This is a genomic window from Tsukamurella pseudospumae (assembly GCF_001575205.1).
Lineage (GTDB): Bacteria > Actinomycetota > Actinomycetes > Mycobacteriales > Mycobacteriaceae > Tsukamurella > Tsukamurella pseudospumae.
The window spans coordinates 47,548-71,467 of the sequence record NZ_LSRE01000015.1 but is presented as its reverse complement, the minus strand read 5'-3'; the positions used below and the strand labels follow the sequence as shown (position 1 = coordinate 71,467).

18 protein-coding genes are annotated in these 23,920 nt (G+C 72.0%); 4 read left to right on the top strand and 14 right to left on the bottom strand.

Going from position 1 to position 23,920, the window contains the following annotated elements; translation table 11 throughout:
• From AXK61_RS13115 to mqo, 9 genes are all read right to left on the bottom strand, one after another.
• The coding region (locus tag AXK61_RS13115; protein ID WP_231855533.1) for an MFS transporter at positions 1-2,061 on the bottom strand (2,061 nt) is incomplete at its 3' end.
• 244 nt (positions 2,062-2,305) lie between these two features.
• Positions 2,306-4,720 carry an MFS transporter gene (locus tag AXK61_RS13110; RefSeq protein ID WP_231855532.1) on the bottom strand — a complete coding sequence of 805 codons (2,415 nt, stop codon included), beginning with the start codon at positions 4,718-4,720 and terminating at the stop codon, positions 2,306-2,308.
• Between the two features lie 86 nt (positions 4,721-4,806).
• The gene (gene cobA, locus AXK61_RS13105) at positions 4,807-6,045 is read right to left on the bottom strand and encodes a uroporphyrinogen-III C-methyltransferase (protein ID WP_068745682.1); all 1,239 of its coding nucleotides are present in this window, start codon (positions 6,043-6,045) and stop codon (positions 4,807-4,809) included.
• A gap of 30 nt (positions 6,046-6,075) precedes the next feature.
• Positions 6,076-6,672, bottom strand: coding sequence for a DUF4822 domain-containing protein (locus AXK61_RS13100; protein WP_068745681.1), 597 nt, complete (start codon positions 6,670-6,672; stop codon positions 6,076-6,078).
• A 69-nt stretch (positions 6,673-6,741) separates the two neighbouring features.
• Positions 6,742-8,103, bottom strand: coding sequence for a cobyrinate a,c-diamide synthase (locus AXK61_RS13095; protein ID WP_068745679.1), 1,362 nt, complete (start codon positions 8,101-8,103; stop codon positions 6,742-6,744).
• A gap of 55 nt (positions 8,104-8,158) precedes the next feature.
• Positions 8,159-8,776 (bottom strand): cob(I)yrinic acid a,c-diamide adenosyltransferase, encoded by a 618-nt coding sequence (gene cobO, locus AXK61_RS13090; RefSeq protein WP_068570609.1) that lies wholly within the window; start codon positions 8,774-8,776, stop codon positions 8,159-8,161.
• Between the two features lie 13 nt (positions 8,777-8,789).
• On the bottom strand, positions 8,790-10,643 hold the full coding sequence (locus AXK61_RS13085) for a VWA domain-containing protein (RefSeq protein ID WP_139057830.1): 1,854 nt from the start codon (positions 10,641-10,643) through the stop codon (positions 8,790-8,792).
• The gene (locus AXK61_RS13080) at positions 10,639-11,091 is read right to left on the bottom strand and encodes a GNAT family N-acetyltransferase (protein ID WP_068570611.1); all 453 of its coding nucleotides are present in this window, start codon (positions 11,089-11,091) and stop codon (positions 10,639-10,641) included. The genes AXK61_RS13085 and AXK61_RS13080 overlap by 5 nt, the downstream gene beginning before the upstream one ends.
• Positions 11,092-11,095: 4 nt before the next feature.
• The gene (gene mqo, locus AXK61_RS13075) at positions 11,096-12,592 is read right to left on the bottom strand and encodes a malate dehydrogenase (quinone) (protein WP_068570668.1); all 1,497 of its coding nucleotides are present in this window, start codon (positions 12,590-12,592) and stop codon (positions 11,096-11,098) included.
• A 174-nt stretch (positions 12,593-12,766) separates the two neighbouring features.
• On the opposite strand from mqo, the gene AXK61_RS13070 reads away from it, so the two are divergent.
• Entirely contained in the window at positions 12,767-13,759 is a 993-nt protein-coding gene (locus AXK61_RS13070; RefSeq protein WP_068745677.1) for an alpha/beta hydrolase, read from the top strand.
• A 13-nt stretch (positions 13,760-13,772) separates the two neighbouring features.
• Positions 13,773-15,170, top strand: a complete 1,398-nt coding sequence (locus AXK61_RS13065; RefSeq protein WP_082777913.1) for a mycothione reductase — start codon at positions 13,773-13,775, stop codon at positions 15,168-15,170.
• Positions 15,171-15,175: 5 nt separating this feature from the next.
• On the opposite strand, the gene AXK61_RS13060 is transcribed toward AXK61_RS13065, so the two are convergent.
• From AXK61_RS13060 to AXK61_RS13045, 4 genes are all read right to left on the bottom strand, one after another.
• On the bottom strand, positions 15,176-16,009 hold the full coding sequence (locus AXK61_RS13060; protein WP_068570614.1) for an alpha/beta fold hydrolase: 834 nt from the start codon (positions 16,007-16,009) through the stop codon (positions 15,176-15,178).
• Between the two features lie 11 nt (positions 16,010-16,020).
• Positions 16,021-17,550, bottom strand: a complete 1,530-nt coding sequence (locus AXK61_RS13055; RefSeq protein WP_068745675.1) for a cobyric acid synthase — start codon at positions 17,548-17,550, stop codon at positions 16,021-16,023.
• Between the two features lie 4 nt (positions 17,551-17,554).
• Entirely contained in the window at positions 17,555-18,424 is an 870-nt protein-coding gene (gene map / locus AXK61_RS13050) for a type I methionyl aminopeptidase (protein ID WP_068745673.1), read from the bottom strand.
• 433 nt (positions 18,425-18,857) lie between these two features.
• A complete protein-coding gene (locus AXK61_RS13045) occupies positions 18,858-20,699 on the bottom strand; it encodes a penicillin-binding transpeptidase domain-containing protein (protein WP_139057826.1) in 1,842 nt (613 codons plus the stop codon).
• A gap of 123 nt (positions 20,700-20,822) precedes the next feature.
• Between AXK61_RS13045 and AXK61_RS13040 the strand changes: the two genes are divergently transcribed.
• Entirely contained in the window at positions 20,823-22,115 is a 1,293-nt protein-coding gene (locus AXK61_RS13040; protein ID WP_068745670.1) for a thiolase family protein, read from the top strand.
• Positions 22,116-22,122: 7 nt separating this feature from the next.
• Here AXK61_RS13040 and AXK61_RS13035 read toward each other — a convergent pair whose 3' ends face one another.
• Positions 22,123-22,863 carry an SDR family NAD(P)-dependent oxidoreductase gene (locus tag AXK61_RS13035; protein ID WP_068745668.1) on the bottom strand — a complete coding sequence of 247 codons (741 nt, stop codon included), beginning with the start codon at positions 22,861-22,863 and terminating at the stop codon, positions 22,123-22,125.
• 74 nt (positions 22,864-22,937) lie between these two features.
• On the opposite strand from AXK61_RS13035, the gene AXK61_RS13030 reads away from it, so the two are divergent.
• Entirely contained in the window at positions 22,938-23,918 is a 981-nt protein-coding gene (locus AXK61_RS13030) for a hypothetical protein (protein ID WP_068570619.1), read from the top strand.
• Positions 23,919-23,920: the final 2 nt, after the last annotated feature.

Below are 23,920 nucleotides of genomic sequence, written 5' to 3'. Positions count from 1 at the left end.
CGGCGGCTGCGGCGCGGGCCGGCGGTGCGTCGGCTCCCGCGGCGGTACGGGCGGACGCTCCAGGTCGGCGCTCTCGCGCTGGATCGGGCCCGACGGGCGGGCCAGGCCGGCGAGGTCGGCGCCGGGCTGCGAGACCGGACGGGGCAGCGGGTCGCTCGGGTGCGAGTAGGCCTGCTGCGGCGCCGACGGTGCCGAGCGCGGCTGCGACACGGGGCGCGGCGGGGCGGGAACCCGAGCGGGGCCCTGGGCCGCCGGGCGCTGCGGACGCGCCGCGGGGAAGCTCTGGGTGGCCGGCTGCGGATCCTGCGGCGCGGCGGCACCGTCGACCTGCCCGCGCTTGATCACCCGGAAGCGGTCGGTGAAGTACACGGGCTCCGGGTCGCCGGGCCGCTCGTTGTAGGCGCGGTCGAAGTCCTCGCGGCGGATCGCGGCGAACGAGCCGGACGTGACATCGCCCTCGATGGGCTCCCAGTCGTCGTCGACGTCGTCGTCCTCCTCGAAGGCCTGCGCCGGGAAGGACGTGGACGGGATCGCGCCGCCGGACTTGCTGGACTCCTGAGCCGCCTGCCCCTCGGCGACCTCCTCGGGCGTGAACCGCATGAAGGGGACGACCACGAGCCCGGCGACGATGAGGATCACCGCACACGCGATGAACGCAAGGCCGTAGCCGGAGGCGAGAGCCTTGAGCTGCTCCGCGTGCACCGCCGGATCGGCACTGAGCTCGCCGCTGGTGGGTCCGCCGCCCGCCATGATCCGCGAGGTCACGGCGACCTGGACCGACGCCAGACCGATGATGCCGCCCAGGTTCTGGCACACCTCGACGAGCGCCGACATGGGGCCGATCTCCGTGGGACGCACACCCGCGAGCGCACACAGCGGCAGCGGGATGATCGCGAAGCCCACCCCGATGCCGATGAGGAACACCGGCACGCCGATGTACGGGAAGTAGGTGACCGTCGACGGGTCGCGGGTCATCAGGGTGGGGACGTAGAGGCACGGCAGGAAGACGATGACGCCGCCCAGCAGCACGAGCCAGCGCGCCTGGTACTTGAGCACGAGCTTCGAGGCGACCAGCGTCGAGATGCCCATGCCCACCGCGAACGGGACGAGCGCGAGGCCGGACTGCAGCGGCGTGTACCCGAGCACCTGCTGGAAGGTCAGGGCGACGTAGAAGCCGAGCGTCGGGATGAGGGCGCCGCACACGAGGATCGCGATCATCGCGGCCACGCGGTTGCGGTTGTGGAACAGCGAGAACGGCAGGATCGGGTTCTTGGCGGTCCGCTCGACGTAGAGGAAGGCCACCAGGCACACGGCGCTGAAGGCCGCCGCGGCGTAGACCGCAGGGCTCTGCCAGTGCGATTCCGGTCCCGCGGTGAGCGCGAACACGCCCGTGACGCAGCCCGCGACCGCGAGGATCGCGCCCTTGACGTCCAGCGCGTGCCGGCGGTCGGACATCGACTCCTCGAGCGCGTACCACCCGCCGATCACGCAGGCGATGCCGACCGGGACGTTGATCCAGAAGACGAGGCGCCAGTCCCACGTGGCGAGGAGGCCGCCGGCGATGAGACCCGCGACGGAGCCGAGCCCGCCCATCGCGGCGAAGATCGCGAATGCCTGGTTGCGCGCCTTGCCCGGCGCGAAGGTGGTCGCGATGAGCGCCAGCGCCGTGGGGCAGGCGATCGCGGCGAAGAATCCCTGCCCGGCGCGGGCCGCGAGCAGCCAGACCTCGTTCGTCGCGAAGCCGGTGAGCAGCGACGCGAAGGTGAAGCCGCCCACGCCGAGCATGAACATCCGTTTGCGGCCGAAGGTGTCGCCGAGCCGGCCGCCGAGCAGCATGAAGCCGCCGAACGTGACCGCGTAGGCGCCGAACACCCACACCTTCGCGGCGTCGGACAGGTGCATGGCCTCCTGGATGCGCGGCATGGCCACGAACACCACGGTGCCGTCGAGCACGGCGAGGAACATCATCCCGGACAGCACGACGATGGCGATGCCGAGAGCGCTGCCCTTGACGCGATAGGTCTGCGCCGGGCCGCCAGGGGCCATCGTCGTGGAAGTCATGAGGTCCGAGGCTACCGGCTGATAGAAGGTGCCCGGAAATCGTTCATGCCGGTTTTTGTCACCCGAGTTACTGGAGTGACGAAATATCCGTGCGGTCGGAACCCATCTCCGATGGCTGTTTCCGCAGACCACGGCGTCGATCCGGGGATCGAGTACCAGCCGGGTCACCGGAAGGTCACAATTCGGACGACACGCCCCGCGCCCGGGCACTCAGCCGGGTGCGGCCGCGATCTCGACCCGAGCTTCAGTCCTCCCGACGGTGCCGGCGGGCCCGGCTCACGCGGTCCGCCTGCTCCGACGAGTCCGGATGATGCATGCCGTCCGCCTCCGGGGCGGCGTGCCGACCGCCGTCGTTCGGCGCCTGCACCGCCCGCTGCGGCGTCGGCCGCTGACCCTGCGACTGCTGGTCCGATCCGCGGTACTGCGGGGGCTGGTACTGCGCGGGTCGCGACACCGAGCCGCTCGGGCGCTCCACCGGCGCGGCCGGCCGGTTCAGGTGGCCGCTCGGGCGGTTCAGTTGGCCGCTCGGGCGCTGGATCGGCTGACTGGGGCGGTCCACCGGGCCGCCGGGCCGCCCGATCGGCGCGCTCGGCCGCTGGACGGACCCGCCTGGCCGGTGCGACTGCTGCGGTCCCTGCTGTCGGCCCGGCTGCTGCGGGGGCGCGGGTGGGCGCGGCATGTCCGCGCTCTCGCGCTGGATCGGCCCCGACGGGCGGGCCACGCCGGCCAGGTCGTCGCCGGGGGCACCGGTTCGGCGCGGCAGCGGGTCGCTCGGGTGCGAGTAGGCGCGATGGGGATCCGACGGAGCCGTGCGCGACGGTGCCGGACGCTGCGGCCGCGCCGTCGGGATCGCCTGCGTCGGCGGCTGCGGGGCCTGCGCGGGCGGTCGCTGCGGGTCCTGCGGGCGCTGCGCGCCGGGCGCCTCGACGGCGGAGCGCTTGATCGCGCGGAACCGGTCGGTGAAGTACACCGGCTCCGGATCGCCCGGCTTCTCGTTGTAGGCGCGTTCGAGGTCCTCGCGGCGGACCACCGGGATCGGGCCCGAGGTCACGTCGCCCTCGATCGGCTCCCAGTCGTCGGCGACATCGTCGTCGTCCTCCTCGAAGGCCTGCGCGGGGAAGGAGGTCGACGGGATCGCGCCGCCGGACTCGCTGGACTCCTTGGCCGCCTGGCCCTCGGCGATCTCGTCCGGGGTGAACCGCATGAACGGGACGACCACGAGCCCGGCGATGATCAGGATCGCCGCGCACGCCAGGAACGCGAGGCCGTAGCCGGACGCGAGCGCGTGGATCTGGTCGCCCGTGAGCTCTTTGTGCTTGAGGTGCCCGGTGGTGGGCCCCTGCTCCGCCATGATGCGGGAGGTCACCACGACCTGCACGGACGCCAGGCCGACGATGCCGCCGAGGTTCTGCGCGACCTCGATGAGCGCGGTCAGCGGGCCGATCTCCGACGGTCGCACCCCGGCGACCGCGCCCAGCGGCAGCGGCACGACCGCCAAACCGACGCCGATGCCGATGAAGAACACGGGCAGCGCGATCTGCGGGAAGTAGCCGATGGTCGCGGGCGCCTTGCTCATCAGGGTCGGCACGTAGACGCAGGGCAGGAAGACGATGACCCCGCCCGCGGCGACCAGCCAGCGCGCCTGGAACCGCCGCACGAGCGAGGCGCTGACGGCGACCGAGATGCCGAAGCCGACGGCGAAGGGCAGCAGCGCCAGCCCCGACTGGAACGGCGTGTACCCGAGCACCAGCTGGAAGGTCAGCGCCACGTAGAAGCCGAGCGTGGGGATGAGGGCGCCGCACACCAGGATCGCGACCATGGCCGCGACCCGGTTGCGGTTGTTGAACAGGGAGAAGGGCAGGATCGGGTTCTTCGCCGACCGCTCGACCCACAGGAACAGTGCCAGGCACACGACGCTGACCGCGGCGGCGGCGTAGACAGTGGTGCTCTTCCAGTGCGCCTCGGGGCCCGCGGTCAGGGCGTAGACGCCGGTGACGCAGCCCGCGACGGCGAGCACGGCGCCCTTGACGTCGAGGGCGTGCCGCCGCTCGGACATCGCCTCGTCGAGGGTGAACCAGCCGCCGATCGCGCAGGCGATGCCGACCGGGACGTTGATCCAGAAGATCAGGCGCCACTCGATGGTGGCGAGCAGGCCGCCGGCCACGAGGCCGGCGATGGAGCCGAGCCCGGCCATCGCGCCGAACACCGCGAAGGCCTGGTTCCGGGCCTTGCCCGGCGCGAAGGTGGTCGCGATCAGCGCGAGCGCGGTCGGTCCGGCGATGGCGGCGAAGAAGCCCTGGCCGACGCGGGCCGCGAGCAGCCACGCCTCATTGGTCGCGAATCCCGCGAGCAGCGAGGCGATCGTGAACCCGACGACGCCGAGCAGGAACATCTTCTTGCGGCCGAAGGTGTCGCCGAGGCGGCCGCCGAGTAGGAGGAATCCGCCGAAGGTCAGCGCGTACGCACCGAACACCCAGACCTTCGAGGCGTCCGAGAGCCCCAGGGCGTCCTGGATCTCGGGCATCGCGACGAAGACGACGGTGCCGTCGAGCACCGACAGGAAGATCATCCCGCACAGCACGAGGATGGGAATGCCGACGGCGCTGCCCTTGACGCGATAGGTCTGCGCCGGGCTGCCGGGCGCCATCGTAGAGGTCATGATGCCCTGAGGCTACCGAGTGATCGGGCGGAACCGGAAGTCGATCCGGGTAACGAGTGGGGCACAAGTTACTGAAGTGATAGAAATCAAGACTGATCCGCGGCGATGGTGAACCCCGCGGTCGCTCCGACCACGAGCACCGCGGGCGGCTTCACCTCGGCGGCGGCGGCATCGGCCGCAATGGTGGCGAGGGTGCCGCGCACCGTGCGCTGCCCCCCGGTCGTGGCGTTCTCGACCACGGCCGCCGGCGTCTCGGCGGGGCGACCGCCGGCCATCAGGGCGTCCGCGATCGCGGCGAGCCGCTCCACGGCCATGAGCACCACGACGGTGCCGCGCAGTCGCCCGAGAGCGTCCCAATCGACCAGGCTGTCGGGGTGCCCGGGGGCGACGTGTCCGGACACGACGACGAATTCATGGGTGACGCCGCGGTGCGTCACCGGGATCCCCGCCGCGGACGGTGCCGCGATCGACGACGTGATGCCGGGGACCACCGTCACCGGGATGCCCTCGGCGGCGAGCGCCTCGAGCTCCTCGAAGCCGCGGCCGAAGACGTACGGGTCGCCGCCCTTGAGCCGGACCACGAACTTGCCCTCGCGCGCGCGGTCGACGAGCACCTGATTGATGGCCTGCTGCGCCATCGCGCGGCCGTACGGCACCTTCGCCGCGTCGATCACCTCGACGTGCGGCGCGAGCTCGGCGAGCAGCCGCGGCGGCGCGAGACGGTCGGCGACGACCACGTCCGCGAGGGCGAGCAGCGACCGCCCGCGCACCGTGATCAGATCGGGATCGCCCGGACCGCCGCCGACGAGCGCGACACTCCCCGCCAGCCCCGCCTTCCGGCCCTCGTTCGACGGCGCACCGTCGGACTCCCCCGTGAGGACCGCACGCAGGCCGTCCCGGACGGCGGCGGACCGTCGGTGATCCCCCGACGCCAGCACGCCCACCTGCAGCCCGTCGGCGGCGACGGTGGCGGGCGTGACGGCCGTGCCCTCGCGGGCCAGGTCGGCCCGGACGCAGAAGGTGCGCTGCACCTCGGCCTCCGCGACGACGGCCGCGTTGACCACGGAGTCGTTCGTGGCGGCCAGGACGTACCAGGCGCCCAGGAGGTCGCCGGAGGCGTACTCCCGACGGTGCCAGACGATGCCGGGCGTCGACTCGACGGCGGGCGTGGCCTCGGGGGCGATGACGTGCACGTCGGCACCCGCGGCGAGGAGCACCGGCAGGCGGCGCTGGACGACGGTGCCCGCCCCCACGACGACGACACGGCGCCCTCGCAGGTCCAGACCGACGAGGTAGGGATCCTGCGGGGCGCCGTGGCTGTTCATTCCGCTCAGTTTAGTGAGCGGCCGTGTCGACTACGCGCGCGGCTCGGCGTGCTTGGTCGCGGTGTGCACGATGTCGTAGTACACGGCCTTGTTGGAGGCCTCGGGGTACACGCGGTACGTGAACTCCTTCTCGGTCAGCGTGACGATCTCGACGGTGCGCTTGTACTGCACGCCACCGTCGGCGTTGAGCGCGGTGATGTCGCGGGTCTTGCCGTCGGCCGAGACGGTCCACAGGCCCTTGCCCTTGGCGCTGTCGTCCAGGTTGTACAGGGTGAAGGTGCCGTCCTTCTTGAAGTACGCCCAGCCCACGTAGTTCTTGACGTTCTTGTCGGTCAGCGCGACCTTGGCGCCCTTGGCGTCCTTGGCCGAGGTGGTCTCCCACGCGGTCGAGGCGAGGACCGCGCTCGGGGTGCCGGCCTTGACCGGGACGGCCTTCGGAGCCACGGCCTTGGCCGACGACGGGGCGGCCTTGGCGGACGAGGGGGCGGCATGGCTGGGCTTCGCCGAGGCGCTGGGCTTGGCGGAACCGGAGGGCGAGCCGGGGGCGGCGTAGGAACCGGCGGCGCAGGCGGAGGTGGCGACCACGGCGGCGGCGGCGAAGGTGACGGAGACGAGCTTGATCGACATGTGCATAGAGCTTTTGTACAGGAACCTCTCAGCCCGCGCGAGGGTCGCGTTCAGGGTGAGACGAATTCCTCAGTCGACCGCCCTGACCAGCTGTTCTGTGACCTCGGGGTATCCAGCAGGGTGCACGTGGAGATACGAGGAGTGCACAGCGGACGACACGTGACCGTCGGTCGTCGCGGCCCCGTCGCCGTCGCGCCACCCCCACGCCGGCGAGCCCCCCGGGGCACCGCCGCCGACGAACGCCGTGCGGTGGAACTCGTGCCCCGTGACCCGCTGCCCCGCCTCGAACAACGGGCTCGGCGCGAGCGCCACCGCGTCCCGATAGCCGAGCCGCAGGCGCCGGGTGAAGGTCGCCGCGCCCGGCACCACCCCGCACATCGGGACACCGTCGAGCGATTCCGCGAGGTAGAGCAGGCCCGCGCACTCCGCGTGCACCACTCCCCCTCCTCCGACGAGGTCCCGGACCTGCGCGCGCAGCGCCTCGTTCGCGGACAGCTTCTCCGCGTAGACCTCGGGGAATCCGCCGGGGAACACCGCGGCGGCGGCGCCCTCGGGCAGCTCGTCCGCGAGCGGGTCGAAGCGGCGCACCTGCGCACCGGCGGCCGCGAGCAGTTCCTCGTGCTCGGCGTAGCCGAAGCTGAACGCGGGACCGCCGGCCAGGGCCACCGTCGGCGAGCCGACCTGCGCCACCTGATCCGACGGTGACCACACCGGTCCGTCGGCGACGGGGCGCGCGAGCTCGCGGATCCGCTCGACGTCCACGTGCCTCGCCACCAGCTCCGTCATCGCGGCGACGGCGTCGACCGCGTCGGCGCCGCGCTCGGCGGCGGGGATCAGCCCGAGGTGCCGCGCGGGCACCTCCAGCGCGGCGTCACCGGGCACCGCGCCGACCGCCTCCAGGCCGGCGTGCGCGCAGGCGTCCCGGAGCACGCGCTCATGCCGCGCGCTGGACACGCGGTTGAGGACGACGCCCGCGAGCGCCACGCCGGGCCGGTACGTCGTGAATCCGGCGAGCAGCGCCGCGAGGGACTGCGAGTGCCCGCGTGCGTCCACGACGAGCAGGACGGGGGCGCCGAGGATCTCCGCCACGTCGGCCGTGGAGCCGATGCCCTCGACGGCGGCGCCGCCCGGGCCGTCCACGATCCGGCCGTCGAACAGCCCCATCACGCCCTCGACCACCGCGATGTCCGCGCCCAGCGCGCCGTGCCGGTACAGGGGCGCGATCCGGTGCTCCCCGCACAGCACGGGGTCCAGGTTGCGGCCCGGCCGTCCGGTGGCGAGCGCGTGGTAACCGGGGTCGATGTAATCGGGGCCCACCTTGAAGGGCGCGACGACGCCCGTCCGCGCCAGGGCACCCATCAGCCCGGTCGCGATCGTCGTCTTACCGCTCCCCGACGACGGTGCCGCGATGACGACCACGGGAGCTACCACTCGATGCCCCTCTCTCCACGACCACCGCGCCTCCCGGGGCCTCCGCAGCCGTGGCTCACCACTCGATCCCCCTCTGCCCCTTCCTCCCGCTATCCATCGGATGCTTCACCTTGGTCATCTCCGTGACCAGGTCGGCGGCATCCATGAGGGCCTGCGGGGCGTCCCGGCCGGTGATGATCACGTGCTGGTTCCCGGGGCGGTTCACCAGTGTCTCGACCACCTCGTCGACGTCGATCCAGCCCCACTTGAGCGGGTAGGTGAACTCGTCGAGGACGTAGAAGCGGTGCTGCTCGACACTGAGCCGGCGCGCGATCTCGCGCCACCCGTCGCGGGCGGCCTCGGCGTGGTCCTGTTCGGCGTCGTCGGAGCGGCGCAGCCACGACCAGCCCTGCCCCATCTTGTGCCACTCCACGGGCCCGCCGGCGCCGGTGCGTTCGTGCACCTCGTTCAGGGCGAGCATCGTCTGCTCCTCGCCGACCTTCCACTTCGCGCTCTTGACGAACTGGAAGACGCCGACGGGGAAGCCCTGGTTCCAGGCGCGCATGGCCATGCCGAACGCGGCCGTCGACTTCCCCTTGCCCGGGCCCGTGTGCACGGCGAGCACCGGCTGGTTGCGGCGCTGCCGGGTGGTCAGCCCGTCCTGCGGGACCGTTTCGACCTTGCCCTGCGGCATGGCTTCTCCTTCGTCAGGCCGCGCGGGCCAGGTCGGTGGGGCTCAATCCGTCGAGCGGCAGCATCGTGGCTCCGAGGGCCGCCGCCACCTTCGCTGCCAGCCCCAGCCGGACCATCGAGGTCTCGCAGTCCACGACCACGGCGGCTCGCGCATCGGCGTGCAGGCCCGCCGCGGCGGCGAGCGCGCGGGGCAGCGGGTCGTGGCCGGCGGTCGCGCGGCCGTCGGTGAGCAGCACGACGAGCGGCCGCCGGGCATCGGGCCGCAGATCCTCACGGCGCAACAGCTTCCGCGCCTCGATCAGCCCTTCGGCGAGTGGGGTGCGGCCGCCCGTGCGGGCGCGGGACAACCGTGCGACGGCCACGTCGACCGACCGGGTCGGCGGAACCAACAGCGTCGCCTCGGCGCCGCGGAAGCCGATCACGGCCACCTTGTCGCGCCGCTGGTAGGCGTCGCGGAGCAGCGACACCGCGGCCTCACCGACCAGTGCGAGCCGCTCCCGTGCCGCCATCGACCCGGACAGGTCCACGACGAACACGACGAGGTTCCCCTCGGTCGCCTCGCGCACCGGGGACCGCAGGTCGGACGGGGCGAGGCGCAGCGGCCCTGCGGCCCGGCCCCGGGCGGCCTGTTCGGGCGCGGCCGCCCGCAGCGTCGCGGCCAGGTGCAGGCCGGAACCGGTGCCCGCCGGCGCGGCCCGGACGACGCTGCCGCGGTCGGAGCGGGTCTTGGAGCGGCGGCCCGTCGCCCCGCCGGTCCCGGTGCCGGGCACCGTCAGCTTGGCGACGGTGCGGTGCCGCGCCGTCGGGAGCGGGGTGCCGCCGGCCGGATCCGGTTGCTGCTCCTGCGATCCCGCGGAGTCGGGCCCGGACGGCGGCGGTTCCGGGGCGTCGCCGCCTCCCGGGCCGTCGGGATCGGGATCCGGTTCGGGGTCCGGCTCGTCGTCGGCGCGGGCGTCGTCGAAGGCGCGGTCGAGTTCGGTGTCGTCGAGGCCCGGCTCGTCGAAGGGGTCGCGGCGCTTGCGGTGCGGCAGGGCCAGTTCCGCGGCGACGCGGACGTCGTCCTCGGTGACCTCGGCCGCACCCCGCCACGCGGCGTGGGCCAGCGCGGCGCGGGCGATGACCAGGTCGGCGCGCATGCCGTCGACGTCGAAGGCGGCGCACACCGCGGCGATGCGGCGCAGCTCGGCGTCGGGGAGCGCGACCCCCGGAAGCCGGTCGCGGGCATCGGCAATGCGGCGGGCCAGGTCTGCGTCGACGTCGGCGTACTCGGCGGCGAACGCCGCGGGGTCGGACTCGAAGGCCAGGCGTCGGCGCATCACCTCGACGCGCACGTCCACCTCGCGGCTCGCGTGCACGTCCACGGCGAGCCCGAAGCGATCGAGCAGCTGCGGGCGCAGCTCGCCCTCCTCCGGATTCATGGTGCCCACCAGAACGAACCGGGCGGGGTAGGCGCGGGAGATCCCGTCGCGCTCGACGGTGACGCGTCCCATCGCGGCGGCGTCGAGCAGGACGTCGACCAGATGGTCGGAGAGCAGGTTGACCTCGTCGACGTAGAGGATGCCGCCGTCGGCGTCCGCGAGCAGGCCGGGCGTGAAATCGACCGCGCCCTCACCGAGCGCGCGGTGCAGGTCGAGCGAGCCGACCACGCGGTCCTCCGTGGCGCCGATGGGCAGTTCCACGAGGCGGGCGGGGGCACCGTCGGGCCGCGTGGGCAGCAGCGGGGCGAGCGCACGCGCGGCGGTGGACTTGGCGGTGCCCTTCTCGCCGCGCACGAGGACGCCGCCCACGGCGGGCGCGATGGCGCACAGCGTCAATGCGAGCCGCAGCTCGTCGTGGCCCACGACCGCACTGAACGGGTAGCGGTCAATCACGTGCCGGCCTCCTCATCGGGACGTGCGGGATCCCGTCCTCGACGAACTCGTCTCCCTCACGGGCGAATCCGTACTTCGCGTACATCGGTTCCAGGTGGGACTGCGCCTCCAGCAGGCACGCCCGTTCGCCGAGCTCGTCGAGCGCGGCCGCCATCAGCAGGCCGATCAGCCCCTGCCCGCGGGCCGACGGTGCCGCGCACACCCGACCGATCCGGGCCAGGCCAGGTCCCTCGGCGGTGAGCCGCACCGTCGCCACGACGTCACGACCCGGGCCGGACCCGGGCGCACCGTCGGGCAGCCAGAAGTGGATCGTCGACGGATCGAGGTCGCGCCCGTCGATGTCCAGCCAGGGGCTCTGCTGTTCGGCGATGAACACCTCCGCGCGCAGCTTCAGCAGCGCGTGGAGGGTGCTCGCGTCGAGGGTGTCGCCGGTGGCGCGGCGCACGGGCTCAGCCCTGCGCGTCGGCCCCGACGCCCGGGGCCAGCTGCAGCGTGCGGTCGGTCCAGTCCCAGACCTGGGTGAACAGCTGCTTGTTGTCGTTGAGCGTCGTGCCGTACGACGGAATCATCTCCTGCAGCAGCGGCTTCCACGCCTGCATATGCTTGGGGAAGCACTTGCTGAGCACGTCGAGCATCGCCGGAACGGCGGTCGAGGCGCCCGGCGAGGCGCCGAGCAGGCCGGCGATCGACTCGTCGTCGGCGGCGATGACCGCGGTACCGAACTCGAGGTTGCCGCCACCCGGGCCCTTACGGATGACCTGGACACGCTGACCGGCGGTGATGAGCTCCCAGTCCTGGCCCTCGGCGCGGGGCACGAACTCGGAGAGGGTCTTGACGCGGTCCGCCGGCGACTGCATGAGCTCGCCGATGAGGTACTTGGTCAGGCCCATCTCCTTGAGGCCCACGGCCATCATCGGGAGGAGGTTGTTGGGCTTCACCGACAGGGGCAGGTCGGTGTACTGGCCGGCCTTGAGGAACTTCGGCGAGAACCCGGCGTACGGGCCGAACAGCAGCCCCTTGTTGCCCTCGATGACGCGGGTGTCCAAGTGCGGCACCGACATCGGGGGCGCGCCCACGGCCGCCTTGCCGTACACCTTCGCGGCGTGATGGTCGATGAGCTCGGGGTTGCTGCAGCGGAAGAACTGGCCCGAGACGGGGAAGCCGCCGAAACCCTTGGCCTCCTTGATGCCCGACTTCTGCAGCAGCGGCAGCGCACCGCCGCCGGCACCGACGAAGACGAAGCGCGCGTCGACGTAGGACACCTCGTGGGTGCGCAGGTTCTTGATCGTCAGGCGCCAGCCGTCCGTGGTGCGCTTGAGGTTCGTGACCTTGGTCCCGAAGTGGACCGCGCCGCCCTTGCCGACGTAGTTGATCAGCTTCTTGGTCAGCGAGCCGAAATCGACGTCGGTGCCGCCCTCGTACCAGTTCACGGCGACCGGGTCGCCGAAGTTGCGGCCCGCGGCCATGATCGGCAGGCGCTCGCTGAAGGTGGCCGGGTCGGTGAAGAACTCCATGCCCTCGAACAGCGTCTGCCCGGAGAGCGCGTCGTAGCGCTTGCGGAGGTACTCGACGTTGTCGGCGCCGTGCACGAAGCTGGCGTGCGGGATGGGGTTGATGAAGTCCGACGGATCGTCGAGGACGCCGGCGTCGACCGCGTACGACCAGAACTGGCGCGAGACCTGGAACTGCTCGTTGATCGTGATGGCCTTGGAGATGTCGACGGAGCCGTCGGCGGCCTGCGGGGTGTAGTTCAGCTCGCAGAGCGCGGAATGTCCGGTACCCGCGTTGTTCCACGGATCGGACGACTCGGCGGCGGCGGCATCGAGCGCCTCGAACACGGTCACCGACCAGCTGGGCTCCAGCTTGCGGATCAGGGTGCCGAGCGTGGCGCTCATGATTCCCGCTCCGACGAGCGCGACGTCCGTGCTGATCACGTTACGGGCCATCTGGTTGTTCACTCCTCGACGTGGGGCGGGGCCCGCAGCGCGGGTCCCCCTTCTGGGCGAGAACCTTACTCCGGGGCACTGCGACGGCGCGCGGCACACCGTGCAGTCCCACCGGTCGCTGCGACTCACGTCTCCCGCTGACCCGGATCCGGCCGCGCTCACTACAGTGAACCCGTGGCGACCACTGAGCTGACCTACTCCCCCGACATCCTCGGCGACGACTTTCGCGCCCACACCTTCGAGCTGGGCCCGGACCCGGACGGCGAACCGGGCGGCGATGTCGTGGCGACGCTGGTCAAGCACGTCTCGGGCCCGAAGGACCCGCAGCACGCGGTGCTCTGGGTCCACGGGTTCTCGGACTACTTCTTCCAGACCGGGGTCGCGGAGTACTTCGCCGACCGCGGTTACGCGTTCTACGCACTCGACCTGCGCAAGTGCGGACGCTCGCTGCGAGAGGGCCAGTCGGCGCACTACGCGACCGACTTCACGGTCTACGACCGCGAGCTCGACCTCGCGGTCGCGGCCATCGAGCAGGAGCACCCCGGCCTCGGCGTCGTCGTGGCGGCGCACTCCACCGGCGGCCTGATCACCCCCCTGTGGCTGGATCGGCGCCGCAAGGCCGGCCGGACCGCCCCGATCGTGGGCCTCGTCCTCGACAGCCCCTGGTTCGACCTGCAGGGCTCGGTGGTGCTGCGCGAGGTCGCGACGCCGGTGGTCAAGCTCATCGGCAAGGCCGTGGGCACGCGCGTCGTCCCCGTCGAGGCGGTCGGCGTCTACGGCCAGACCGTTCACATCAGCGAGCACGGGGAGTTCGACTTCGACACCCGGATCAAGCCGATCGAGGGATTCCCGGTCCGCTTCGGCTGGCTGCGCGCGGTCCGCGTGGCGCACAGCCTGCTGCACCGCGGGCTGGACATCGGCGTCCCGTCGTTGGTGCTGCGCTCGACGAAGAGCTTCGCCCCGAAGGAGTGGAGCGATGAGGCCGGCCGGGCCGATGTCGTGCTCGACACCCGGCAGATCGCCAAGTGGTCCGGCGCGCTCGGCGGCCGCCTCTCCGTGGTCCCCGTCGAGGACGCCAAGCACGACGTCTTCCTCTCCGTGCAGCCGGCGCGCGATCGCGCCTACGCCGAGCTCGGCGCCTGGCTCGCCCGGGAGATCGAGGCCTGACATGGACGAGCAGGTGTTCGACCTCGTCATCATCGGGTCGGGAGCCGGAAACACCATCCCCGATCACCGCTTCGACGACCGGACCGTCGCGATCGTCGACAAGGGGACGGCCTACAACGGTGCGTTCGGCGGCACCTGCCTGAACGTGGGCTGCATCCCCACGAAGATGTTCGTGTACCCCGCGGACGTCGCCGAGGAGGCGCGCGAGGCCGGAGCACTGGGCGTCGACGCCGAGGTCACCGGGACCCGCTGGGCGGACATCCGGGACCGCGTCTTCGGGCGGATCGACCGGTACGCGGCCGGGGGCCTGCGGTACCGGGTCGAGAAGTGCCCCAACATCACCGTCTTCCAGCAGGAGGCTCGGTTCCTGCCCTCCTCGCCCGACGGCCTGCACCGTCTGGAACTGGCCGACGGCACCGTGGTGACCGGGCGCGAGGTCGTCATCGCCGCGGGGTCACGGGCGGTCGTCCCGCCCGTGTTCACCGCGGGCACCGCGCCGTTCCACACCAGCGACTCGATCATGCGGCTCGACGCTCTGCCCGGGCACGTCATCATCGTGGGCAGCGGGTACATCGCCGCCGAGTTCGCGCACGTCTTCGCCGGTCTCGGGGCACGGGTCACCGTCGTCGCGCGGGGCCCGCGCCTGCTGCGCTCGCAGGACGAGACGATCTCCGAGCTGTTCACCGAGCTCGTCTCCGAGAAGTGGGACGTGCGGCTGAGCACCGAGGTGACGGCGACGCGCGCCGTCGGGGACGGCGTCGAGGTCGACCTCACGGACGGCTCGACGGTGGCCGGCGACGTCCTGCTCGTCGCGACGGGCCGCACGCCCAACGGCGACACGCTCTCGACCTCGGCCATCGGGATCGAACTCGACGATGCCGGGCGCATCCCCGTCGACGAGCACCAGCGCACGTCCGTGCGCGGCGTGTGGGCGCTCGGCGACGTGAGCACGCGGTTCCCGCTCCGGCACGTCGCCAACCACGAAGCCCGGGTCACCGCGGAGAACCTGCTGTCCGGCTGGGACGCCCCGGCCGCGACCTCGGACCACCGGTTCGTTCCGGGCGCGGTGTTCTCGCACCCGCAGGTCGCGTCGGTCGGACTGAACGAGGCGGTCGCCCGCGCCGAGGGCATCGACGTGGCCGTGGCCGTGCAGAAGTACGCCGACGTCGCCTACGGGTGGGCGATGGGCGACGTCGCGGGCGTCTGCAAGCTCGTCGCGGACCGCTCGACGGGGCTGCTCGTGGGCGCGCACATCGTGGGGCCGCAGGCGTCGACGCTGATCCAGTCGGCGATCACCGCGATGTCCTTCTCGATCCCCGCACTCGAGTTCGCGCGGGGGCAGTACTGGATCCACCCCGCCCTGCCGGAGCTCGTGGAGAACGCGCTGCTGGGGTTGTCGAAGGACGACTAGCCGGATCAGTTCCGGAGCGTGCGCAGCGCGATCTCCGAGGCCAGCGCCGCGGGGGCGCGCAGCGGGAGCCAATGGTCACCGTCGGGCACCTCGGACAGGCGGTAGTCGGCGCGGAGGTAGTGGGCGGTGCCCTTGGCCTGCGCGGCACCGGCGATCGCGTCGCGGTTGCCCCACACCAGCGTCGTCGGGACCTCGATGACCGGGCAGTCCAGCCCCTCCCCGCCGGGCACGAGGTTCGCCCGGTACCAGTTCAGGGCGGCCGTCAGTGCCTGCTCGTCGGCGAGCGCCTCGATGCCGCCGCCCGGCGCGGTGGCCAGCAGGGTGCGCGCGTTGTTGTCGAGCAGCGCCTTCTCCGCGGCGCCGGCCTGCAGGAACAGCTCGAGGTAGCGGGAGCGCTGCCGCTGATCCTGATCGGTGGCCATCGCCGCGCCGAACGCCGACGGATGACCGAAGGAGACGGCGGTCAGGCTCATCGCGCGCAGCGGGTAGGCGGCGGCGAAGTGCCAGGCGACGGTGGCGCCCAGCCCGTGCCCGACGACGTGCGCGTACGGCACCTCGAGCGCGTCGAGGATGCGGGCGGCGTCCTCCGCGAGGTGCTTCATCGTGTACTGATCGGCGCCCAGCGGCCGCGCACCGGGACTGTAGCCGCGCTGGCGCGGCGCGATGGTCCGCAGCCCCGCCTCGTGCAGGCGTTCGCGGACCTGGTCGAAGCACTCCTCCGTCTGCGGGAAGCCGTGCAGCAGCAGAACGGGTACGCCGTGCTCAGACCCCCCGACCGACACGTCGAAGGTCCACGAGCCCGCAGGCACCTGCACCGTCTGCGCTGAATCGATCCCCATGATCGCTAACGCTAGTCACTGATGATCCGAATGGACGGCAGGATCGCCGAAAACGCGCCCTCGGAACGCAGTGGACGCAGGACCGCATCGACATCGCAGTGCTCCTCGATCGCGTCGGCGATCACGTCGAGCTGGGCGAGCCGGGCACCGTCGTAATTCACGGTCGGGCCGAGGTCCCGGTTCCCGAACACGTGGCGCAGGTACTCCCGGCGGAAGCCGTCCGATCCGAAGAGCCCGTGCCAGTGGGTACCCAGCACGGCGCCGTTCAGCGCGCCCTCGGCACCGTCGGGCCCCTGCAGCGCAGGGCTTTCCGCGGTCCGGACGACGGTGCCGTGGTGGATCTCGTAGCCCGCCGCGGGCACACCCAGGCCGATCCCCGCGACGTTCCGAACGGTCTTCTCGGACGCGAACTCGACGTCGAGGTCGAGGATGCCGAGCCCCTCGACCCGGGTGCCCGACGGTGCCTCGACCCCGGTGGGGTCGGCGATCGTGCGGCCGAGCATCTGGTAGCCGCCGCAGATACCGACGACCGGCCCGCCGGCGGCGGCCCGTCGGATCAGGGCGTCCGCGAGGCCGGTGTCCCTGAGCCAGGCCAGGTCGCCGACGGTGCTCTTCGTGCCGGGGAGGACGACGAGGTCGGCGGCGAGGACGTCGGCGGGGCGGGTGGTCCAGCGGGCCGTCAGGCCCGGCTCGACGGCCAGCGCCTCGACGTCGGTGGTGTTGGAGACGCGGGGCAGGGCGATCGCGGCGACGGTGATCGGGTCCGGGGCGGTCGATCCGCGGCCGACGAGGTCCGTGCCGAGCGCGGCGAGGGAGTCCTCGGCGTCGAGCCGGAGATCGGTGAGGTACGGGAGCACGCCGAGGGTCGGGCGCCTCGTGATCGCCTCGAGCTGCTCGAGGCCGGGCTCGAGGAGAGAGACATCGCCGCGGAAGCGGTTGACGAGGAAGCCGTACACGAGGCGCTGGTCCTCCGGCGGCATCACGGCGACGGTGCCCGCGAGGTGCGCGAGCACTCCCCCGCGGTCGATGTCGCCGACGATCAGCGTCGGCAGGTCCGCGGCGCGGGCGAGGCCCATGTTCGCGATGTCGGTGGCGCGCAGGTTGATCTCGGCGGGGCTGCCGGCGCCCTCGCAGAGCACCACGTCGAACTCCTCGCGCAGTGTGTTCAGTGTGGTCGTCACCTCGTCGAGCAGCCACTGCCGGCGGGTGATGTAGTCGCGGGCGCCCACGTCGCCGACGGCGCGGCCGTGCAGGACCAGCTGGCTGCGGCGGTCACTGCCCGGCTTGAGCAGGACGGGGTTGAACCGGGTCGACGGTGCCAGGCCGCACGCGAGGGCCTGGGTCGCCTGGGCCCGGCCGATCTCGCCGCTCGTGCCGTCGGCCTCGACGGTGGCGACGGAGTTGTTGGACATGTTCTGCGCCTTGAACGGCGCGACCCGCACACCCCGCCGGGCGAGCAGACGGCACAGTCCGGCCGTGACGGTGGACTTCCCGGCGTCGGAGGTGGCGCCGGCGATGAGGAGGGCGCCGTGCAGCTCCATCGCGCTAGGCGGCGGAATCGCTCGGCAGGGTGAGGATCTCGGCGCCGTCCTCGGTGACGACCAGGGTGTGCTCGAACTGGGCCGTCCACTTCTTGTCGCTGGTGGCCACGGTCCAGCCGTCGGACCAGATCTCGTAGTCGAGGCCGCCGAGGTTGATCATGGGCTCGATGGTGAAGACCATGCCGGGCTCGAGCACCGTCTCGACGTTCGGCGCGTCGTAGTGCAGCACGACCAGTCCGTTGTGGAAGGTCTCGCCGATGCCGTGGCCGGTGAAGTCGCGGACCACGCTGTAGCCGAAGCGGTTCGCGTAGGACTCGATGACGCGCCCCACCACGTTGAGCTCCCGACCGGGCTTGACGGCCTTGATCGCCCGCATCGTCGCGGTGTGCGTCCGCTCGACCAGCAGGCGATGCTCCTCGGAGACGTCCCCGGCGAGGAAGGTCGCATTGGTGTCGCCGTGCACGCCGTCGATGTACGCGGTGACGTCGATGTTGACGATGTCGCCGTCCTCGATCACGGTCGAGTCCGGGATGCCGTGGCAGATCACCTCGTTGAGGCTGGTGCAGCAGCTCTTGGGGAAGCCGCGGTAGCCCAGCGTCGAGGGGTAGGCGCCGTGGTCGAGCATGTACTCGTGCGCCACCCGGTCCAGGTGATCGGTCGTGACGCCGGGCCGTACCTCAGCACCCGCGGCCTGCAGCGCGTCGGCCGCGATCCGCGACGCCAGGCGCATCTTCTCGATGGTCTCGCTCGTCTGCACCCACGGCTCGTTCCCCTCGTTCGCCGACGGCTTGTCGACGTACTCGGGCCGCACGATCTTCGCGGGGACGGCCAGACGGGGCGATACGGTGCCGGGAACCAGTGCAGCGCGGGTCATCGCACCAGCGTATCGGGCGCCCGACGGTGCGCGGGCACGGGCGGGCACGGGCGGGCGCGGGGAGGTGCGAGGGTTCGCGGCGGCGGCAGGTGTCCACCCTCGCCGCGAAGCGGACCACACCGCCGGGGAGCGACTATGCAACCGTGACCGCCAGTGACAAAGCGGACATCCATGGTGCCCGGCGGAAGTTCCCGCGGGAGCTACTGCCAGATCATCGGGCTGCAACCCGATATCGAGTGAAAACCTCCCGCGGGAGGAAGGTATCGACGTCCTGGCCGGGAATCGCGGCGCCCTACTGAGCCGTCAGGCCTGCCTCGAGTCCGACGGGCTCGACATGCCGTCCGTTCCGTCACTGGCGGTCAGGATTTCATAGCCGGAAATCCGGAGCGCATACGTCCCGCAGTGCCCGCCCCGCGAACCCTCTCCGCGGCGCTCAGTTCGGGACGGCGGAGACCGGTGCGTCGAACCGGTCGAAGAACTGCTTCGTCACCGCGACGGCGTTGTCGGAGCTGCCGCCGAGGACGACGAGGGTGGCGAAGGCCAGGTCGCCGCGGTAGCCGACGAACCAGGCGTGAGAACCACCGTCGACCTCCGCCTCACCGGTCTTGCCGAGGACGTCGCCGGCGCCGCGGATGAGCTCGGCGGTGCCCGAGGCGACCACCTCGCGCATCATGGCCCGCACCCCGTCGACGGCCTTCGGATCCAGCGGGGGCCGCTCCCCGTCGACCTTCGTGGGCTTGCCGAGCATCAGCTGCGGGGTCACTGCCCCGCCGTGCGCGACGGAGGCCACCGCGAGGGCCATCGAGAACGGGCTCACCAGGACCTCGCCCTGGCCGAAGCTGTCCTCCACCTGGTTCACCATCGCCTTCGGCAGCGGGTACTGACCGGACGAGACCGGGAGCGCGGCGATCGTGTACTCGGGCCCGATCCCCAACTCGGCGGCGGCGGTGTGCAGAGCATCCGGCTTCATCTTCGCGCCGAGGAACGCGAAACTGGTGTTGCACGAGCGGGCGAAGGCTCGCTGCATCGTGACGTCACCGAGGGAGAACTCGTTGTAGTTCGGCACGGATCGCTCGCCGATCGTGATGGTGCCGGGGCACGGGACGATCGTGTCCGGCGTCGCGAGGCCCGTGGAGATCGCCGCGGTGGCCGTGACGATCTTGCCGGTGGAACCCGGCGGATACTGGCCGGTGGTGGCGAGCGAACCGAACTTGTCGGCCTCGGGGTTCTGCGCGACGGCGAGCACGTTGCCCGTGGACGGCTGGATCACGACCATCATCGCCTGCCTGTCGCGCCGGGTGTCGACCGCGGCCTGCGCCGCCGCCTGGGCGAGCGGCGAGATGCTCACGGTGGCCGCGGACGCCGTCTGCGGCGCCGTCGAGGAGAGGGTCGTCACGCGCGCCCCGGTGTCGGCCTGCGCGATCACCTCCCAGCCGTCCTTGCCCGCGAGGTCGCCCGTGACGTTCTTCTTGATCGACGACATCAGCGCGGGCGCGAAGGTGCGGTCGGTGGGCACCAGGTCGGCCTGCTCGACCAGCGTGACGCCGGGCAGCGCCGTGACGTCCCCGGCGAGCTTGCGCAGGTCGGCCTGGTTCACCGAGGCCACCACGTAGGGCGCGCGCAACGAGGTCGCCTGCTCGGTGATCTGCACCGGGTCCAGACCCGGAACGATCGGCTGCAACGCGCGCACCAACTGCCCCGCGACGTCGAGCACCGTGGTCGGCGCAGGGACCTTCGACGCCTCGAGCCGGATGCGATTGATCACGCCCGGCACGAGCACGGCCCCGCCGGACGCGGAGTTCACCGGCGCCTTGGTCGCGGCGAGCGAGCGCAGCACCATGGTCTGGTTGGCGCCGAGCCGCGGGTGCAGGACGGACGGCGCCCACCGCACCTTCCACTGCCCGTTCTCCTGGATGCTCGTGAGCGATCCGCGGTAGTCCCAGGTGCGGCCGGACCGCCCCGCGTCGGCGGGCAGGTCCCACACGTACTCGTACTCGACCTCGCTGGTGGCGCCGGTGGTGCGCACCTGACCGACCTTGATCTGCACACCCCGGGCCTGCAGGCCGTCGAACGCCGCGCGCAGCGCCGCCTCAGCGGCGTCCGGGGAGGTCGTCAGCGCCGCGGCCCCGTCGAAGTCCTTGTCCGCGAGCGCGGCCCCGAACCGGACCGCGACGGGGCCCGGGCCGTTCGTGTTCGCGGGCGCGCACGCCGAAGGCGCGATCATCGCCACGACGACCACGACGATCACCACCAGACGGGCGCGCAGCTTCTCCACGCCGCAAGGCTACGACGGGGCACCGACACTTCCCGGGTGCCGCGCTGGGCTGTGAAGACTGAGGCGGAAGTGATGGTGTGTGCCCCGCCACACTGCGAACTGACTCATGAGTAAGATCGCCGCATGACCACTCCGTCCAGCCGCCGCGCCGTGATCGTCTCCGGCGCCCGCACTCCGTTCGTCCGCGCCTTCGGCGAGTTCGTCCACCTCGACACCATCGCCCTCGCCGGCGCGGCCGTGCGGGGCCTTCTCGACGCGGTCCCGCAGGCGCGGACCCGGATCGAGGCGATGGTGTGGGGCGGCGTCATCCTCCCCGCCGGCACCCCGAACATCGCTCGCGAGGTCGCCCTCGATCTGGGACTCGGACACGGCGTCGAAGGCCACACCGTGACCCGCGCCTGCGCGTCGGGCCTGCAGGCGATCACGACGGCTGCCGCGGCGATCGAGCGCGGCGAGTACGACATCATGATCGCGGGCGGCTCCGACTCCGTGTCCAACGCCGCGGTGAACCTGCCCAGCAAGCTCGTCCAAGCCGCGGCGCCACTGGCCCTCGGCAAGCCCTCTCCGCGCGACTACCTCTCCGCCGCCGTCGGTCTGGCGCCGTTCACCGGCCTCCTGCCCAGCCGCCCCAGGATCGAGGAGCGCACCACCGGCGAGGTCATGGGCGAGTCCGCCGACAAGATGGCGAGGATCCACGGGATCACGCGCGCGGCCCAGGACGAGTTCGCCCTCCGCTCGCACCGGCGCGCCGCCGCCGCGATCGCCTCCGGCCGGTTCGACCGCGAGGTCGTCCCGGTAACCACCCCCGACGGCACCGTCGTCCAGCGCGACGGCCTGGTCCGCGCGAACACGAGCCTGGACAAGCTCGCGGCGCTCAAGCCCGCCTTCGACCGCGACGGCACCGTCACGGCGGGCAACGCCAGTCCGCTGACCGACGGTGCCTCCGCCGTGCTGATCATGAGCGAGGACAAGGCCCGCGAGCTCGGGCTGACGCCGCTCGCGGCGGTCCGGTCGTGGAGCTATGTCAGCGTCGACCCGGCAGACGAGGTGCTCATCGGACCCGCGATCTCCATGCCGCGCGCGCTCGACAAGGCGGGCCTGAAGCTCGGCGACGTCGACCTCGTCGACATCCACGAGGCCTTCGCCGCGCAGACCCTGTCCGTGCTCGACGCGCTCGCGAGCCCCACCTGGGCCGCGGAGCGGTTGGACCGCGACGAGCCGGTCGGCGAGATCGACCTCGACCGCCTGAACGTGCACGGCGGGTCCGTCTCCATCGGGCACCCGTTCGGCGCCACCGGCGCCCGCATGGTGACCACGATGGCGAACGAGCTGGCGCTCACCGGCAAGGACACCGCGCTGCTCGGGATCTGCGCGGCCGGCGGCCACGGCGCCAGCGTCGTGCTCGAGCGCGTGTAGCCGGCGCTCAGGTCACCGACAGGCCACCGTCGACGCAGAGGTTCTGGCCGGTCACCCACGCCGAGCCCGGGCCCGCCAGGAACACCGCCGCGGCCGCGAAGTCCGACGGTGCGCCGAGCGTCCCGGTGTGCGCGCGGCGCCGGAAGTACTCGGAACGTTCGGAATCGGCGAGCACGGCGGTGGTCATGGGCGTCGCGACGAGGCCCGGCGTGATCGAGTTCGCCGTCACCCCGCGCGGCGCCCACGCCTCGGACTGCGAGCGGGTGAGGCCCGCGATGCCGGCCTTGGCGACGCCGTAGACGCCGCTGTTGCCGAAGGCGCGGTGCGCCTGCGTCGAGGCCACGTTGATGATCCGCCCCCAGCCGCGCTCCGCCATTCGCGGCCCGTAGTGCTGGCCGAGTTGGAAGGGCGCATCGAGGTTCACGGCGAGGATCTCACGGTAGAGCGCGTCGTCGATATCGGCGAGGGGTGGGCGCGGGTTGCTGCCCGCGCAGTTGACGAGCACGTCGACGGTGCCGCCCTCCCCCAGCCGCGCGTCGACCTGCTCGATGAGTTCCGTTGCGCCACGGGTGAGATCCGCGCTGATCCCGTCCGGGCCGAGCCGAGCCCGGTCGCGTCCGGCGCGCAGGACGCGGGCGCCGGCACCGTCGAGCGCCTCCGCGATCGCCGCCCCGATCCCCGAACTCGCACCGCTGACCAGCGCAGTGCGTCCGGTGAGGTCGAACAATGCCGCCGCGTCGAAGGTCATGGCGACACCCTACGGAACCGAACGGCCGCCCCGCGCGTCCAATAGGTAAGGGGAACAGATCGATCGGGGGAACCATGATCAACGAGGCATCATTCGAGGGCGAGTTCGCGGTGGACCCGCCCCTCACGCTTGAGGAACGCACGGCGATCGCCGCGCAGAACCAACCGGTGCCGGAGCGGGCGAAGGTTCCGCGCGGCGGATGTCACTGGGTGTCCAACCCGGACGGCACGGCGATCGTCTGGGATCGAGATCCCGACTTCGACCGCTCGGCGGAGTGGCTGCGATTCCTCGTTCGCCACTACCTCAAGCCGATGGGTCACGTCCTCAAGGGCAGGGTCGTGGCGCAGGGGCACGACGGATCGCGGTCGGAGATCCGCGCGACGAAGGCCAGCGTCACGACGCAGTTCCTCAACGGGCCGATCGCGGAGGAGTACGCGTTCGTGATCGGGCCGCGCGGGAGGCGCACCGGATACGGGTACGACTCGTACGAGCGCAGCTACGAATCCCAGTACGAGTGTCACGACTGCGGGAGCCGTGATCCGCTGGGCTACAACTACCACAACGGTTTCAGCCGTTCCGACGACCGCGACTACGGCCGCGAGTACGACGCCGCCTTCGATCGCGACCCGGACACCGAATCCAGGTTCAACGGCCGCGGGGACTCGGACCGCGACGAGCAACTCCTGGCCGTCCGGGAGTTCTGCGCGGGCTACGCGGGTGACGTGCACCTCGTCCAGAACATGGAACTGCGCTGGGGGCGGTTGGATACGGAGATCTTCGCCGACGCCGACAGCGGCGTCGTGCTGGAGGTACGCAGAGGCGGGATCATGGTGATCTCCATGCCCATCGCGCCGAACGCACACCGCATCACCGATGCCTTCGACGAGGTACTGGCGTTCGCCAACGCGCTCGCCACCGAACTGCACTGGGTGGTCTGGGATCCTGCGCAGCACCTCGCCGCGCGTCCGGGAACACGGTTCCGTGACCGAGCCATAGCCTTCCTCGAGCATGGTCGGCGGCCCGAGTACCCGTTCCGGTCCCGTCGCTCGGCGTAGGT